Origin of the sequence: Rhodococcus gordoniae, assembly GCF_001646655.1 — a bacterium.
Taxonomy (GTDB): domain Bacteria; phylum Actinomycetota; class Actinomycetes; order Mycobacteriales; family Mycobacteriaceae; genus Rhodococcus; species Rhodococcus gordoniae.
This window is the reverse complement of the sequence record NZ_LPZN01000017.1, coordinates 202,693-217,644: the sequence shown is the minus strand read 5'-3', so window position 1 is coordinate 217,644 and position 14,952 is coordinate 202,693. Positions and strand designations below refer to the sequence as shown.

Annotated in this window: 12 protein-coding genes and 5 pseudogenes; 8 read left to right on the top strand and 9 right to left on the bottom strand. The window is 64.4% G+C overall.

Features of this window, described 5'->3' with window-relative positions:
• Both A8G18_RS10270 and A8G18_RS23655 read right to left on the bottom strand, forming a co-directional pair.
• A partial coding sequence (locus tag A8G18_RS10270; protein WP_064063781.1) for an Atu4866 domain-containing protein occupies window positions 1-690 on the bottom strand: 690 nt, incomplete at its 3' end.
• Window positions 691-1,015: 325 nt separating this feature from the next.
• A complete protein-coding gene (locus tag A8G18_RS23655; RefSeq protein ID WP_425337697.1) occupies window positions 1,016-1,177 on the bottom strand; it encodes a transposase in 162 nt (53 codons plus the stop codon).
• Window positions 1,178-1,282: 105 nt separating this feature from the next.
• Here A8G18_RS23655 and A8G18_RS10265 point away from each other — a divergent pair, with 105 nt between their 5' ends.
• The 3 genes from A8G18_RS10265 to A8G18_RS10255 all read left to right on the top strand — a co-directional run bounded on the left by A8G18_RS10265 (window position 1,283) and on the right by A8G18_RS10255 (window position 4,336).
• On the top strand, window positions 1,283-2,506 hold the full coding sequence (locus tag A8G18_RS10265; protein WP_064063780.1) for an MFS transporter: 1,224 nt from the start codon (window positions 1,283-1,285) through the stop codon (window positions 2,504-2,506).
• Window positions 2,503-3,333, top strand: coding sequence for a helix-turn-helix domain-containing protein (locus tag A8G18_RS10260; RefSeq protein ID WP_064063779.1), 831 nt, complete (start codon window positions 2,503-2,505; stop codon window positions 3,331-3,333). Before A8G18_RS10265 ends, A8G18_RS10260 begins: the two co-directional genes overlap by 4 nt.
• Before the next feature lie 250 nt (window positions 3,334-3,583).
• Window positions 3,584-4,336 carry an SDR family NAD(P)-dependent oxidoreductase gene (locus tag A8G18_RS10255; RefSeq protein WP_064063778.1) on the top strand — a complete coding sequence of 251 codons (753 nt, stop codon included), beginning with the start codon at window positions 3,584-3,586 and terminating at the stop codon, window positions 4,334-4,336.
• A gap of 862 nt (window positions 4,337-5,198) precedes the next feature.
• Here A8G18_RS10255 and A8G18_RS23375 read toward each other — a convergent pair.
• The 3 genes and pseudogenes from A8G18_RS23375 to A8G18_RS10240 all read right to left on the bottom strand — a co-directional run.
• Window positions 5,199-5,781 (bottom strand): annotated as a pseudogene (locus A8G18_RS23375) (transposase family protein); the annotation flags it as partial.
• A 545-nt stretch (window positions 5,782-6,326) separates the two neighbouring features.
• Window positions 6,327-6,509: pseudogene (locus A8G18_RS23370) on the bottom strand (IS1380 family transposase); the annotation flags it as partial.
• A 583-nt stretch (window positions 6,510-7,092) separates the two neighbouring features.
• The gene (locus A8G18_RS10240) at window positions 7,093-7,632 is read right to left on the bottom strand and encodes a TetR/AcrR family transcriptional regulator (protein ID WP_064063775.1); all 540 of its coding nucleotides are present in this window, start codon (window positions 7,630-7,632) and stop codon (window positions 7,093-7,095) included.
• A gap of 97 nt (window positions 7,633-7,729) precedes the next feature.
• Here A8G18_RS10240 and A8G18_RS10235 point away from each other — a divergent pair, with 97 nt between their 5' ends.
• Entirely contained in the window at window positions 7,730-8,137 is a 408-nt protein-coding gene (locus A8G18_RS10235) for a nuclear transport factor 2 family protein (protein ID WP_064063774.1), read from the top strand.
• A 104-nt stretch (window positions 8,138-8,241) separates the two neighbouring features.
• A pseudogene (locus A8G18_RS22420) lies at window positions 8,242-9,126 on the top strand (integrase core domain-containing protein).
• A 20-nt stretch (window positions 9,127-9,146) separates the two neighbouring features.
• Here the strand turns inward: A8G18_RS22420 and A8G18_RS22415 are convergent.
• Window positions 9,147-10,011 (bottom strand): annotated as a pseudogene (locus A8G18_RS22415) (IS5 family transposase).
• A gap of 253 nt (window positions 10,012-10,264) precedes the next feature.
• On the opposite strand from A8G18_RS22415, the pseudogene A8G18_RS10220 reads away from it, so the two are divergent.
• From A8G18_RS10220 to A8G18_RS23200, 3 genes and pseudogenes are all read left to right on the top strand, one after another.
• Window positions 10,265-10,730: pseudogene (locus A8G18_RS10220) on the top strand (ABC transporter ATP-binding protein); the annotation flags it as partial.
• Between the two features lie 156 nt (window positions 10,731-10,886).
• A complete protein-coding gene (locus tag A8G18_RS23205) occupies window positions 10,887-11,306 on the top strand; it encodes a hypothetical protein (RefSeq protein ID WP_064063772.1) in 420 nt (139 codons plus the stop codon).
• Window positions 11,307-11,384: 78 nt separating this feature from the next.
• Complete coding sequence (locus tag A8G18_RS23200) at window positions 11,385-11,657, top strand: hypothetical protein (RefSeq protein WP_174906202.1); 273 nt, start codon at window positions 11,385-11,387, stop codon at window positions 11,655-11,657.
• Between the two features lie 211 nt (window positions 11,658-11,868).
• Here A8G18_RS23200 and A8G18_RS10205 read toward each other — a convergent pair whose 3' ends face one another.
• The 3 genes from A8G18_RS10205 to A8G18_RS10195 are packed head-to-tail and all read right to left on the bottom strand — an operon-like array spanning window position 11,869 to window position 14,910.
• A complete protein-coding gene (locus tag A8G18_RS10205) occupies window positions 11,869-14,004 on the bottom strand; it encodes an MMPL family transporter (RefSeq protein WP_245207834.1) in 2,136 nt (711 codons plus the stop codon).
• Between the two features lie 46 nt (window positions 14,005-14,050).
• Entirely contained in the window at window positions 14,051-14,440 is a 390-nt protein-coding gene (locus A8G18_RS10200; protein ID WP_064063769.1) for a DUF3817 domain-containing protein, read from the bottom strand.
• Entirely contained in the window at window positions 14,437-14,910 is a 474-nt protein-coding gene (locus A8G18_RS10195; protein WP_064063768.1) for a DUF2871 domain-containing protein, read from the bottom strand. The genes A8G18_RS10200 and A8G18_RS10195 overlap by 4 nt, the downstream gene beginning before the upstream one ends.
• Window positions 14,911-14,952 lie beyond the last annotated feature (42 nt).

Genomic DNA, 14,952 nt, shown 5'->3' with positions numbered 1-14,952 from the left:
GGCGAATTCGCCGAAGGCCCAGAATCCGAGATCGTCGCGGTAGTCGATGCGGTCGCCGGTGATCCAGTACGAGCCCTGGTAGGCGTGCGGGCGTCCACCGCGGGTTTCGTCGTAGCGACCGTCCGCGGTCAGGTGCTGATGCACGAAATCGTTCTCGTCGATCCACGTGCCGAGATAACGGTCCGCGGAGGCGGTGTGGGCAACCTCGATATCTGCTGCACGGCCGGCGTCGACCGGGTGTCCGTCCCACAGGACGATCTCACCGTCGACGACGAGCACGAGCGAAATGTCGGGGGCGGCGAGGAATCGGTGCAGCGCGGCGGATTCCGATTCTCCGGATACGGCGGGCAGGATCGCGAAACCGGCCGGATTGCCGGGTGCGATCGCGGTCGGTGACCGGAACGATGTCGGACTCAGGCCACGCAGCCGAGTGGTGTCGACGATTGCCGGCACGATGACGTACCCGGCACAGTCGATGACGATGGCGCCGTCGTCCTCTGCTGCGGTCAGCAGACCCGGACCGATGCCGACCACGCGAGAACCACCGAGAAGAACATCGCCGCAGTCGAAGTCGCAGATCAGGGAGTCGTCGGTGATGATCCGGGCGTTGGCGAACAGCAGCGGACGATGCCCGCCGGTGCGGTTGGTGGTGATGAGCTCGAGCAGTTCGGGGGTGAAGGGGGTGATCATGTTGTACTCCGGAATGGGGATTCGAGGACGCCGGGTGATTCCGGCGAAATCCACTATCCGGCTGGACGGTGCACCGGAACAGGCCGCTGTGTGCCTGGGTGCGCTACGGCCTGGCTCGGACTGGCCCCAGGCACGAGAGTTGGATCCTGTCGCTCCGAGGCATCTCGTGAGAGGAGTCTCATGGCCGGTCAAGCGGCACCCGAGGTTTCCGGCGCCTCGCGCTGCCAGGTGGGATGGTCGCGGACGAGGGCATAGGGAACGTTCGTGCGCCGGCAAGCCAGGCACCAGGTGGCTTGCACGGGACGTTGCCTGCGGCGCATCGGCGTCAGCGGTAAGCGCGGGATACGGATCCGCAACGCGCTGCGGTCGACGCCGACGTGTGCATCACCCGGCGAAGGCGCCTGTTGTAGCGCTGCGGGGTGTGCAGGCGCCCGGCGCGTTCCCCGGAAATCTCTGGGCCTGGGCGCCATGCCTTTTCAAGCAGCATTCGCAGATCAGCAACCAGCACGTCAGCCTCCCCGATCCACTCGGGCGACAGCTCAACGCAACTCTCACGAAGTAATTGCAACTACGAACTCGAGGATCAACCCTCATGACTGCACCCGAATTCTCTCGACTACGCGGCTTGGCCACGGTGGCGGCCTTGACCGTCACGGGCATCCTCGCCGTCGGGCAAACCTACATTGTTCTCGGTCTCCTCGATTCGATGGCCGACGATTTGAACATTGCACCGTCCGCGGTCGCGGCAACGACAACCGTCTTCGGAATCACCTACGCGTGTGGCTTCCTGGCCGCCGGCCCTCTAGCGGGACGCTTCGGCGCCAAACCCGTCCTCGTCGTGGGTTTGGCATGCGCAAGCGCCACCGCTCTCGTCGCGGCCGTACCGTCGTCGCTCGCCGGCGAACTGGTTGCTCGCGCCATCCAGGGCCTGGTCACCGCTGCCTTCGCACCCTGCGCGCTCGTGTATGTAGCGCAGCAATTCCCCGCACGCCTTCGAACGTTTGCCACCACCGCATTGACAACCGCGTTCTTGGCGTCGGCTGTGGTTATGCCCCTGATCGCTCGTCCTGTAGGGCACGCGTGGGGATGGAAAGGGGCGTTCATCGCGAGCACGGCGGCACTGGCGGTATGCACCGTCGTCCTCGCGTTCATGCTGGACCGCGGCCCGATGACATCCGTACCCGTGGCTCAGGCGTTCCTCGTGCTTCCCGCCGTGATCCGGCGTGGACGGATGCTCGCCCTGTACATCGCGACAGCAGCAGTCCTGGGCAGCTACGTCGCACTGTTCACTGCATTGCAACTCAGTGATTCTGCCGCCGTCGCCCGGTTCCCCGGAGGTCTACAAGGTGTGCGAGTGGCCACCCTTGCTGCCCTCGTTCTGGTGCCGCTTACGACCGGCCTGCTCCACACCGTTCCGGCTCGGCGCCGCGCCACTGCCGGCTTCCTGATTGCCGCGCTCAGCGCGGCAGTGATCGGGCTGGTGGATACCACCTCGGTCGTCGCCGGTGGTGTCATCGTCTTCGTCGCTGCCATCGCGCTGACCACTTCTGCCCTTGTCGCACGCATCATCGAGATGTCTGCACCCGCCGAGACGGCCGGCGCGACCGCTTGGTACGGCGCGTTCATGTTCCTCGGCGGCAGCATCGGGCCGATGATCGCTGCACCGGCCCACAGCGGCAGTGTGACCACCGCCATGTTCCTCGTGGTGGCGATCACCCTATCCGGTGCCGCGCTGGTGCTCACGGCCAAGCAATCCCAGCCAGGGTGCGACACGGCCTGCCAGCCGCGACGCGGTGAGGCTAGCGTCGTCTCATGAGCTCCACCGAACTGGGAACATTCCTCAAAGCGCGACGCGGCCACGTGCAGCCCACGGATGTCGGCCTCACAGCGCAGTCGGGGCGGCGGGTTTCCGGCCTTCGCCGTGAAGAAGTCGCCATGCTCGCCGGCGTCAGCGTCGACTACTACACCCGACTCGAGCAGGGCCGTGAGCGAAACCCCTCCCCAGCGGTCCTCAACGCCCTCGCCGGTGCACTCGACCTCGACACCGATTTGCGCGAGCACCTGTTCCGCCTCGCGGGCCTGGCACCGACACCGCGCGCTCCGGTAAGGACCACCGTCGACGATTCACTCCGGCAACTGCTCGCATCCTGGTCGCACACCCCCGCGTTCATCATCAACCGTCAGTTGGATGTTCTTGCATACAACGACCTGGCTGGAGCCCTGTACAGCGGTTTCGAACGCATCGACAACATTGCGCGGATGGTCTTCCTCGACCCCTTCGGACGCAGCTTCTTCACCGACCGGGACCGCGCAACCACTTCCTGTGTCGCGAACCTTCGGCTCGCTCTCGGCCACACGGGGTCGGCAGACGACGTCCGTGCTCTCATTCTCCAGGCACACGCTGCAAGCGCCGAGTTCCGCGAACTGTGGAGCCGGCACGACGTCCGGGGAAAAACTCACGAGGCGAAAGAATTTCGTCATCCTGCCGTCGGCGATCTTCTCCTCGAATACAACGCTTTCGACGTCCGCAGCGCACCCGGCCACCAACTGATCGTCTACCAAGCTCCCGTCGGCTCGTCCAGCGCCGACAAGCTCCAACTGCTGGGATCCCTCGCAGCCACCGCCCGTCTCGATAGCCCGTAGCTCCGTCGTTGCGACAGACAGGAACTGTCCGGTATTTGGACTGTGAACCCTTGCTGAACAGAGCGGCAGCGTTCGAGAGTGATACTGCCACCGTCCTGGCAACGAATGGGAGCTCGGCCCCAATCGATGTTGGACAGTGTTGTCCACGTCGAGCCCGCCCCTGTCTCGTGACGGGATCCTGCCTTTCGGACAGACGGCGGAATGACAAGAGATCGGTGGGATACTCACCGCGAAGGAGAAGGTTCAATCCATGCGAAAGATTCTGGTCACCGGCGCATCGAGCGGCATCGGCCGCGCCACCGCCCGTGCATTCGCCGAACTCGGTGACATCGTGGCAGTGCACTACGCGACCGACCGGCGCGGCGCCGAGCATACGAGGTCAGAGCTTCCCGGGGAAGGCCACACCATCGTCAGCGGTGACATCGGAGATCCGACGCAAGCACGAAACCTCGTAGAGCGCGCGGTCAGCGAGCTCGGTTCGTTGGACGTGCTTGTCAACAACGCCGCGGTAGCACCGTCCGCAGGCAATCGCCACCCGATTACGGATACCAGCTACGACGATTGGTGCGCCGTGTGGACCAGGATGGTGGAGGTGAACCTTCTCGGGTCTTCCTGCGTGACCTGGGCAGCGGCACAATACATGACCGTAGGGGGACGAATCGTCAACGTCGGCTCCCGTGGGGCGTTTCGAGGTGAACCCGAGCATCCGGCCTACGGCGCAACCAAGGCTGCTTTGCACGCACTCGGACAATCGCTGGCGATCGCCCTGGCACCACGAGGAATCGCCGTGAGCAGCGTCGCGCCCGGATTCGTCTCCAGTGAACGTCAGCAACCGAAGCTCAGCTGTGGAGAGGGCGCCGCGCTGCGGCAACAGAGTCCCCTCGGTCGCGTCGGGACACCGGCCGAAGTAGCCGCAGCCATCGTCTATCTCGCCTCACCTGAAGCCGAATGGGCCACCGGAACGATCCTGGACCTCAACGGCGCGTCTCACCTTCGAACATGACCCGCCGGAGACCACTTCTGGCTCCGTCGCAACCTCTCAATCTGCTCCACCGTTCGCGGCGGCCTGGCGGCGCGGCCCACTGGGACGGTCAAGCAACCCGAACTCTCCGCTGATGAGGGTGAGCGAAGGTGGGTCTGGGCGCACTTTTCCGTCGAGGCGGAAATATGCCGCTGACCAGGGGGCAATAGCGGCGGATGCGCTCACGGTATCGGCGCCCTCCCGTCGCCCTCGATGTGGGGTCCGCAGGCTCTTCTGCGACAACGACACTCGCGCCGCCATACCATCCGCCGAGCAAGTACCCGGACTGACACAATGGTGGGCTCCGCGAACCGCGGTATCACCACGATGATCGAGGCTATCGGGCTGGTTGTGGTCGGCCGTGCCGGTGCCCGCCTCGCTCCCCGACTTGGGATACACGTCAGCAGGGACACGCTGTTGCGTGTCGTGCGCTCGATCCCGGATCGGCCGATCGAGACCACGCAGATTTGGGGTTGACGACTTCGCGCTCTGCCGCGGCCACGTCTACGGAACTGTCGTCGTAGATTTGTCCTCCGGTCGATCTGCTGCCCGATCGAACCAACGGCACCGACTCCGCCTAACTGCAGTAACATCCCGGCGTCGAGATCGTGTGCCGGACCGATGCCGGAGCTGTCCGGACCGGAACCCCGATGGATAATGTCCCATGGAGTGGTGTACTTCAAATCAGCTTTGCAGTACACGTAGCTATCCCCGACTCGTGTTGAATACTACACTGTTTCGCTTAAACCGGACAACGACATCGCCGGTTCGGTAGTGTTTTCCTTCGCGGCCATCACCGCCCGGAGTTCGTACACGCTCAGGCCGCCCAGCTTTCCGGCTCGGCTCTCATCTTGGCGAACACCGACCAGATGCCCTCTTGTGAGCACAACCGCACCCGTTGTTCTCGCCGGCGATGATGCCCCGATCGGAGTTCGTCGGCGATGAAGCGGTAGCCGAAGGGGGGATCGGCCGCGTGGATGTCACGAGCGGTGTTAATCAGGTGGGCATCATCCCAATCCCATTGTGTTATCGGTGTTTCTTCCAACTGTAGAGGCATGGGTGGAGAATCCGAGAACCCGGCAGGCCACCGTGACAGGCACCCCGTCAGCGGCGAAGCCGAGGACGAGTGGGAGCCTTATTTTGGGTTGACGTCCCGGGACAGGTACGCCACGGCACGGCACATGACCTCGGCTTCTTGCTCGAGCAGTTGAGCCGTTTATGGGCTCGTCGCAGTTGCGCGGACTCGTCCGTTACTGAACCCTTCGCACCCGGTATCGATACCGTCCTCGCGGTCGGTGATCTTCGACCAGCGGTGCAGGCACCCTTCGGAGATCCCGAAGTCTTCGCGATCGGACGCAGCGGGCCTCTCCCTTGCGTGTGACGGCGATGACGTCGCGACGGAACTCGTCAGAGAACGGCTTCGGCATGGGGAACATCGCTCCATCGTGAGGAATGATCCTCACAGATCAAATGTCAACCAAACCGGGGCGAGTCCCGACCTCGATGCTGCACTTACCGCTACAGGTGAGGACAGCCTGGTCAGGCCGGTCCAATCCCACAATTTCTGGCGCATTGTGATCCATGCAGGCCTGCGCGCACTGCGTGCACGCAACGCAATGCATGCACGCGCCGCCCAACGCTACCGATACGCGCTCTTATGTTCACTATCAGTTTGGTTATTCGCGTGGACTGCGAACGCAACCCTGCCGTCGCCGCCGATGAAGACGCCGCGGGGATTAGTCCGAGCGCGACCTGTCGGCACGAACCAGCGATCCGCAGTCATCGCCCCTGTCAGTCCGGACGCGCGTCGATCAACTCGGATACCTGGCATCCACCTCGGCAATGACCGACACCTCGAAGCGACGCGAGGACCGTCCCGGGTGGCGGGATGCCGACCGAAAACACGACACACGACCGCGGTCGTCATGCTCATGTCGGCGACAGTCGCCTCCGTGCCATAGACCGTTCTCCCGACATTGACCAGCTTGCGGCGCAGGGTCGCGGTGGTCGTCCTCGCGAGTTCGGGTGCCTCCACGGTTCCCGCCGCGCGGGTCAAGTTGAACGCGATGACCACCAGCACGAGCCATGCGGCGTTAGCGTTGAAGATTCTGAACGACAGGTGTGCCAGCACTGAGTGCTCCAGGTCGGCATGGACCGCGGCACCCTTCGAGGGCATGAAGCAGAGCGGGATCGGCTAGGAGGGCAGACACGAGGTCCTGCTTGAGTTCACAAAGTCGCAGTACGTCGCGCTCACCTGGTGATGACCTGCCGCCAAGGGGCCGGCCTCGCCTCGGTGCTCCGGTAACGGCAGGGTCTCGCGAGGGCCCGATCGGCAGGCGTTTTTACTGAATCGTCACTGGTGTCGGCGAGTTGACTCAGAGTCACAATCCCCGATCGAGCGCCTGATGCTCGAGTACCGCGCTTTGTTCCAGTACACGGCCCGCTTTCCGGAGTTCCCGCACTGCATGCGTCAGGAGGCGCAGACCAACACCCCCCGGCTCGATTGGGTGGCGGACACGGTCATCAACCCCCTCCTCGAACGCCTCCTCCCTCAGTCGGCGCCTGCGGCGTCCGGTCAGAGTCCGGCCGCAACCAGAAGTGGTGCACTCTCATGCTCTTTGTCGATGTCGCGCGTGAGGCCGCCGGAACGGCACAGGACTTCGGCGTATAGAAGACGGTGCACGAACAAGCGGCGAGCACATCGTGTTCGGTGCGTGGCTACCCCAGAGGAGTACCACTCACGCAGTCGTCACACGCAGGGCCAGCTCGGCTACGCGGCGCAACTGCTCCTCGTCGGCGCCGTCGCGAGCGTAGGACGACAGGCCCACGAGCAGAGCATGGGTGAAGGCGGCGAGCGTGTCGGCGTCGACGCTCGTCTCCGTGTCGATGTCGACTGTCCGCAGTCGGTCTGCGGTGATCGCGCGGTTCTGGTTGCGATTGTCGGTGAGCTCAGGTGCTGTGTTGACGAGACATCCACGTGGATGTGCTTCGCTGACGTACTCCTGGCAGGCACGGTCGAGCATCAATCGCAGCACCTCGTGCGGAGTCGTCCCGGCGGTCCCGGCTGTCGTCACCGACGCGGGGTTGGCTTCATAGCGGGCGACGGCCTCCTCGAACAGGGTCCGTTTGTCGCCGAACGCGGCGTACAGGCTAGGCGCGGAAATGCCGAGCTCCTGCGTGAGGTCGGCGATGGAGGTCTGCTCGTAGCCGTGCTCCCAGAACAGAAGCATCGCCTTGTCCAATGCGGTGTCTCGATCGAAGTTGCGCGGCCGTCCCATACATTCATTCTATAACGACCACTACAGATGTGCTAGCGTTCTGTATCGACCACTACAGATCGGCGGTCGGCGATCGCCACCAGAGACAGGACACCTGATGACCCCCACCACAACAGACACCACGACCGCCTTCCTCGAGGCCCTGGGAGCGCAGGACCCGGAACAACTGGGCGAGCTGTTCGCGGAGGAAATCGACTGGTTCGTTCCGGGCGACCCGGCGTTAGCACACTGGGTCGGCGCTCGCTCGCGCAAAAGCGAGGTGCCCGACTACTTCCGTGCCCTGTGGGCCGCCCTCGTACCGGGCAAGAGCGTCGTCTCGGTCGAGACTGTCGTCACCGACGGCGAGGATGCCGTCGTCTTCGGTGCGTTCGACCACGTCGCAGCTGCGACCGGACGCCCGTTCCACACCGACGTCGCGGTGCGCTTGACCGTGAAGGCGGGAAAGATCACGCGAATGCACCTGTTCGAGGACACAGCAGCAACCGCAGCGGCGTTCACACCCTAGGTGTACTCGGCCGGGACGTTGGTAGCAGGCGTGTCGGCTTGATGTGAAGAGAACCTCCGAGTGGGGGTGGCTTGTCCAAGGCCCACATCCGCTCGGAGGTTCTCGTGTCCCACCGTAATGCCCGCACGACTTATCTCGGAAGATTGCTCATCATCGGGCGCTACCGAAACGGCTGGCCCAAAGCGCATATCGCCAGCGCAATGGGAATCTCCCGCAAGTGTGTCCACATGGGTGGCCCGCTACGAGACCGAAAGTGAGAGCGGATTGCGCGACCGGTCCTCGCGGCCGAACTCGGAGTTCCGGCCCGCACCATCTCCCGGGTTCTCCGACGCCACCAGGTGCCCCACCTGGCCGACTGCGACCCGCTGACCGGGCACGTGATCCGGGCGTCGAAGACGACCGCGGTGCGCCACGAACGTCGGCGCCCGGGCGAACTGGTGCACATGGACGTCAAAACGCTCGGTCGGATCACCGACGGCGGCGGCTGGCGGCTGGCGGCTGGCGGCTGGCGGGCCCACGGTCGACAGAACCGGCCCCGCAACCGCACGACGAAGGTGGGCTTCGATTATGTGCACTCGCTCGTCAACGATCACTCCCGACTCGCGTACTCGTAGATCCTCCCGGACGAAAAGGGTGCCACCTGTGCAGGTTTCCTGATCCGCGCGATCGACTACTTCGCCGGCCACGGCATCACCCGGATCGAACGGTTGATGACCGACAACGCGTGGGCCTACCGGTACTCGCTGCGCACCGTGTGCGCCGAGCACGGCATCCGGCAGCGCTTCATCAAACCCCACGGCCCTTGGCAGAACGGCAAGGTCGAACGTCTGAACCGCCCCCTGCAGAGCGAATGGGCCTACCGGCAGGTGTTCACGTCCAACGCCGAACTGACCGCTGCTCTTGCACCCTGGCTCGAGTACTACAACACTCGACGGCGTCACAGCGCACTCGGAGGACTTCCACCGGTCAGCCGACTGGCACCAACCTGATGGCCGGGTACACCTATGAATCATCGAAGCCACAGGACGATCGCAGCGATGATCAACTCGGATCGGAAATAGGCAGCTCGTTTGGCGTAACGAGTGGCCAGGTCACGGAAGTGTTTGAGCCGGTTGATGCAGCGCTCGACGACGTTGCGGCCTGCGTACTCGACCGGTCGAACGCCGGTGGACGCCCACCACGGGAGCCTCTCGCCGCCCGGCCGGCCTTCTGATCCGCCCGTTCCGGACAGGTGAACCGGATCCCGCGCCCCCGCAGCAGGACACGGGTACTCGGATGCGAATACGCCTTGTCCGCCACCACCGCATCCGGACGGGATCGCGACCGTCCACCCCCAAGGCGGGCGACCTCGATCCCGTCGAGCAGCGGAACCAGCTGCGGGTTGTCACCGGCCTGGCCGGCGGTAAGGATCACACTCATCGGCATACCGCGTCCGTCGACCGCGAGATGAATCTTGCTGCTCAGTCCTCCTCGGGAACGTCCGAGACATTCTCCGTCGACGGCGAGCGCTTCGACTGCCGGTGTGCAGCCCCCTTTTTCCGGGCACCGGCCGAATGCTGGTGTGCCCGGACCACGGTCGAGTCGACCGAGACGATCCACTCGATCGCCCCGACCGCGTCGTCTTTGACGACCGCAGCATCGAGGATCTTCTCCCAGGTGCCGTCCATGGTCCATTTACGCAACCGCTCGTGGGCCGTCTTCCATGGTCCGTAGCGTTCGGGCAGGTCCCGCCAGGGTGCGCCGGTGCGCAGCTTCCACAAGATCGCGTTGATCACCTGTCGGTGATCGCGCCACTGTCCGCCTCGTCCTGAAGCGGGCAGTAGCGGTTCGATCTGCGTCCAGGCCTTGTCGGTCAGCTCACCGCGTCCTACCACCCCGAATGCGTATCACGGGGGGTGTTCACCGATTCACAGGACACGCTCTAGGCGGTATGGGTAGCTCCCGACGTCGAGTCGGGGGCTGCCCATACCGCCTAGGGGCCTGACCTATGAATCATCGAAGCCACAGGACGATCGCAGCGATGATCAACTCGGACCGGAGGTAGGCAGCCCGTTTGGCGTAGCGGGGAGGCCAGGTCACGGAAGTGTTCGAGCCGATTGATGCAGCGCTCGACTACGTTACGACCTGCGTACTCGACCGGGTCGAACCCAGGCGGGCTTCGTGTTCCAGCAGTCGAACCTGCTCCCCTCGTTGACCGCCGTCGAGCAGCTGCAGATGATGACCCACCTCGCCGGCGGGTCGGTCCGCGACAGCCGAGCGCGCCGCGGACCTGTTGTGCTCGCTCGGTCTCGAGAAGCAGCTCGATCGGCGTCCCCACCAGCTGTCGGGCGGACAGCGCCAGCGTATCGCGATTGCGCGTGGGCTGATCAACGACCCCTCGGTGTTGCTGGTCGACGAACCGACCTCGGCACTCGACGAGGACCGTAGCCGCGAGATCGTCGGTCTGCTCGCGGAACTGAGCCGCGACCGGAACGTGGCCACGGTGATGGTCACCCATGACCTGAGTCAGCTGATCCTCGTCGACCGCGCCTATGGAATGCGCAGCGGAGCGCTGCTTCCCACCTACAGCCGTCTTTCCACGCCGGCGTCCTGAGGCGCAGCGGCGACTACCTTCAGGTCCATCGGGCCCCGCCGCGGCGGGGCCCGATGGCCGTTGTTCGTCGAGCACGGAATCGGCGTTCGGGCAATGTAATCGGATTCTCACACGGTGCGCAGTTCGAGGAACCGGCGCCGAACGAAAAACTCGGCTGTGGCATTGCGAGCGATATTCGAGTCGGCTTTCGACATCACCTATCTACTGACGATCTTCACGCTCGGCGTACTCATCTTGCGCGGCGGGCCTGCGCGCCGGGGCGAGCTGCCGGCGCAACTGGCGGGCTGGACCGCGATCGTTCTCGGCTTCGGCGACTCGTTCCACCTGCTCGCCCGGGCGTGGGCATTGAACACCACCGGCGTCGAGGCCCACCATGTTTCCCTCGGCTACGGCAAGCTGGTCACCGCGCTGACCATGACGGCCTTCTACGTGCTGGTCTATCTGCTCATCCTGCGACGCTGGCCGACCGCACGAGAAACGCGCACCGAAGGCACCTACCGGCCGTTGGGACCGAGCCCGGTGATGAGCATTGTCGTGTATACGGCGGCCATCGTGCACGTGCTGCTGGTTCTGTAGCCGCAGAACGACATATTCAGCGCAGACCCGCCGTTGTCGTGGGGGATCATTCGCAACATCCTCTTCCTCGTCCTCGGCGTGGTCATCATTGGCGCGTTGTGGGTCCGTGCTCGGGGCGACGCCTTCTACCGCTTCGCTTGGCCGGCGGTGACTCTCTCGTTCGGGTTCTGCCTCCCCGTTGTGCTGTGGGCACAGCAGAACGAGACCGTCGGCCTGTTGATGATCCCGAAGACGCTCGCCTACGTCTGGCTGGTGGTCATGGGCTATCGCGCGTTCGCCGGCAAGCACAACAGCGATCCTGACGACGCGCTGCGCGCTGCTGGTACCACCACCCCGACAGAGCGCGCATAACAAACGCACCGTTTTGTCGCCTCGCCCCTCACGACGCTCGATCGACGGGCAGGGCGGAGAAGGAAGGGCATCACAAAGCAGTCCCGGCGGAGGTCGACGCCGCATTCGGTTGTTCGAACAACCCCTCAACTCAGCGGGCTGAGAGGACGGCCAGGGCCCCGCTGAGTGCCCGCATCCGTCTACGGGGACGCGGGCACTTGGCGGCGGTACCTCAGACGTGGGACGGTTCCATCGCCGGCTTCGCATTCGCCTCGGTCACGCTCGGCCACAGCGCCTTGTCTCCGAGTAGCCGCATGATCGCGGGAACGAGAAGCGGCCGGACAACGAAGGTGTCGAGCAGGATCCCGATGGCCATCGCGAGACCGAACTGGAACAGTTCCCGGATCGGTTGGGTGGTCAGCACCGCGAAGGTGGCTGCCAAGATGAGTCCTGCAGACGAAATCACCCCACCTGATCGGGTGAGCGCTACCCGCAGGGCCGCCCGTGGTGGATGCGCCGATAGCTCTTGCCGGTAGCGGCTCATCAGGAAGATGGTGTAGTCGACACCGAGAGCGACCAGGAACACGAAGATGTAGATCGTAACGCGGTTCCCGATCCCCTCGTCCCCGAGCAGCGTGACAGTGATGAAGGTCGTGATCCCGAGTGTCGCGGTGAACGACAACACCAGCGTCCCGATCAGGTACAGAGGCGCGAGCACGGACCGCAGCAGCAGTGCCAGGACGGCGGCGACGATCACGAGGACCAGTGCGGCAACGACCCAGTTGTCGCGATCGAGCGCCGCCCGGATATCGGCGGAGTGAGCTGTTTCACCGCCGACGAGGACCTGCGCACCGTCGATCCCCGCGCTGTCCGCTGCAGTCCGAGCAGCGGACGCGAGGGTGTCTATGCGGTCCATTGCCTCAGGGCTGTAGGGGTTGTCGGTGAGGGCGACTTGGAATGCTGCCGTTGTCCCGTCAGCACTGACCGCGGGTTGCTCACCGACTCGGGCCACCCCGTCCACGTCCGACAGGCGGCTGGTGATCTGGTTCCAGTCGGGTGACGGTGTCCCGGGCTGGGTGGTGACGTAGACGGTGGACGGCGCGATCTCCCCGGGTCCGAATGCGTCGGCGATCATGTTCTGACCGGCCTCGGACTGGGTGTCGATGCGGAATCCGCTGATGAAGTCGAAGCTTTCACGATAGCCGGCCAGGCCCGCGGTCATCACGAGAAGACCGAGGAGTGTGGATACCAGCACAGTCTTCGGCGATCGGTCGACCAGATCCGCGATCCGTTCCCAGACCTTGCCACCGGCGCGTCCCGACGCAGTCTGGGTTGTGGAGGGCCAGAACAGTTTTCCTCCGAAGAGCAACATGAGTGCGGGGGTGAAGGTGAAGGCGACCAGCCCCATCGAAGCGACGCCCAGCGCGAGATAGGGGCCGAATCCACGCAGGGCCGGAGAGACCGCTACGAGCAGAGCCAGCATGGCCAGGACGATCGTCGAGACACTCGACAAGATCGCCTCGGACACTCCTCGCAGCGCCCGCATCATGGCGGCGGAGCGATTCGATTCCTCCGCGAGGGCTTCACGGTAGCGGGCGGTGACGATCAGTGCGTAGTCGGTGCCGACACCGAACAGCAGCACGGTCATGATCGACGCGGTCTGCGAACTGATATCGAACCATCCCGCGTCGGCCATCATCGCGCCCACCGTCTCGGCGAGCCGCATCGCGACGCCCACACCGGCCAGCGCGACAACCACGAGGACCGGCGACCGATAGATCACCAGGAGGATGATGGCGACCAGCAGGATCGTTCCGAGGAGCAGGATCTTGTCGCCGCTGCTGAACACCTTGACGGTGTCGGTGGCGATTCCTGCAGGCCCGGTGACCGCCGCATCAGCAGGTCCGGCGGCCTCGCTGACCAGATCGCGCAGCTCACCGACCGTGTTTTGGAACGATTCGTCGGTCGGGTCGCCTGTCAGCGATACGATAATCATCTCACTGTCACCGTCGGTGGTGCGCAGATTGTCGCCGCCAGGGCCGTCGGCGGTGACTATCGCGGCGATCGCGGGATTGTCGGCTCTCGCACCGTCAATGCTCGTGACGATCCGCTCCACTGCCGCTGCCGTCGTGGCCCCGTCGGCGCCGTGCACGACGACGATCGCCGGGGTGCCCTCATTGCGGGGAAACTCGCGGGCAGCGAGTTCGGCAGCCTGCACGGATTGCGATGACGGGGGCGGATCGTTTGCTCCCGCGTTGTTTTCGACGTCCTCCAAGGCCGGCGCGATGCTTGCGAGGGCGCCCGCGAGGATGATCCACAGCAGCACGACGATGCCGGCCCGACGCCGTGATCCGAAGAGAGTGTTCATAAAGCGTGATGTCATATCAGGGCATCCAAACTCGACTGGAATGCGTTCATCGCACCGACGTCGGATAGTGAGACGGAAAGTCGGAGTAGCGGTCCGCGCCCGGGACGAAGCGCCCGGTACGGGCAGCCCACACCTCGAACGCGATCGTGGCGAACGGCGGCAGAGAAGAAACCAGCGCCAACAGTAGGGTCCGCAGGCGCCATCCGAGCCGGACGTACATTGCGATCGAGAGCACGACGAATGTCACGAACACCGCCCCGTGCAGGGATCCGAAGATGCGGACGCCGACCTCGGTGCTCTCGGCTATCCACTTGAAGTACATGCCGATCAGCAACCCGAGCCAGGTCACTGCTTCCAGCGTCGCCACGATACGGAACGCCCGCACCAGAATGCGGGCATCCGACGTCGCCGTCGGTCGTTGAGGCAGGTCACTCATGCCACTTCCTCCGCATTCGTTGATGTGTCTGCTATCTGGTGAACGTCGCGATGTTGTGGTGTGCGCGCGACTGCGCTTCGAAGTGCGAGGAAGAAGACGACAAAGGCGACGGTCAGCAGGACATGACCGATCCCGGCGATTCCCGAAATCGCGGCCGACGCATCCTTACCGAAGACCTGCATGGTCCCGTGGACGAGCTGCATCGCCACCGTGAGGATCAGGCCGGCGTGAAAGGTGACGGTGAACCAGCGGTAGAGCGGGCTGGCCGAGAGCACCAACAGGCGCTCGAGAATGGCAACAATCAGCAGGAACAGCACCCCGAGAACCAGGAAATGGGTGTGCACGATGGACAGTTGAGTCGGGCCGTCGAAGTCCTGGGCCTTGGTCAGCTCCCGGTAGTACAGGCCCGACGCCAGACCCGCGACGGCGTACCCGAACGCGGAATTGACAAGTATCTTCATACCTTCCATCCGACCGGACTACGCGCTCTGGCACATCGAACGAACGGTGAG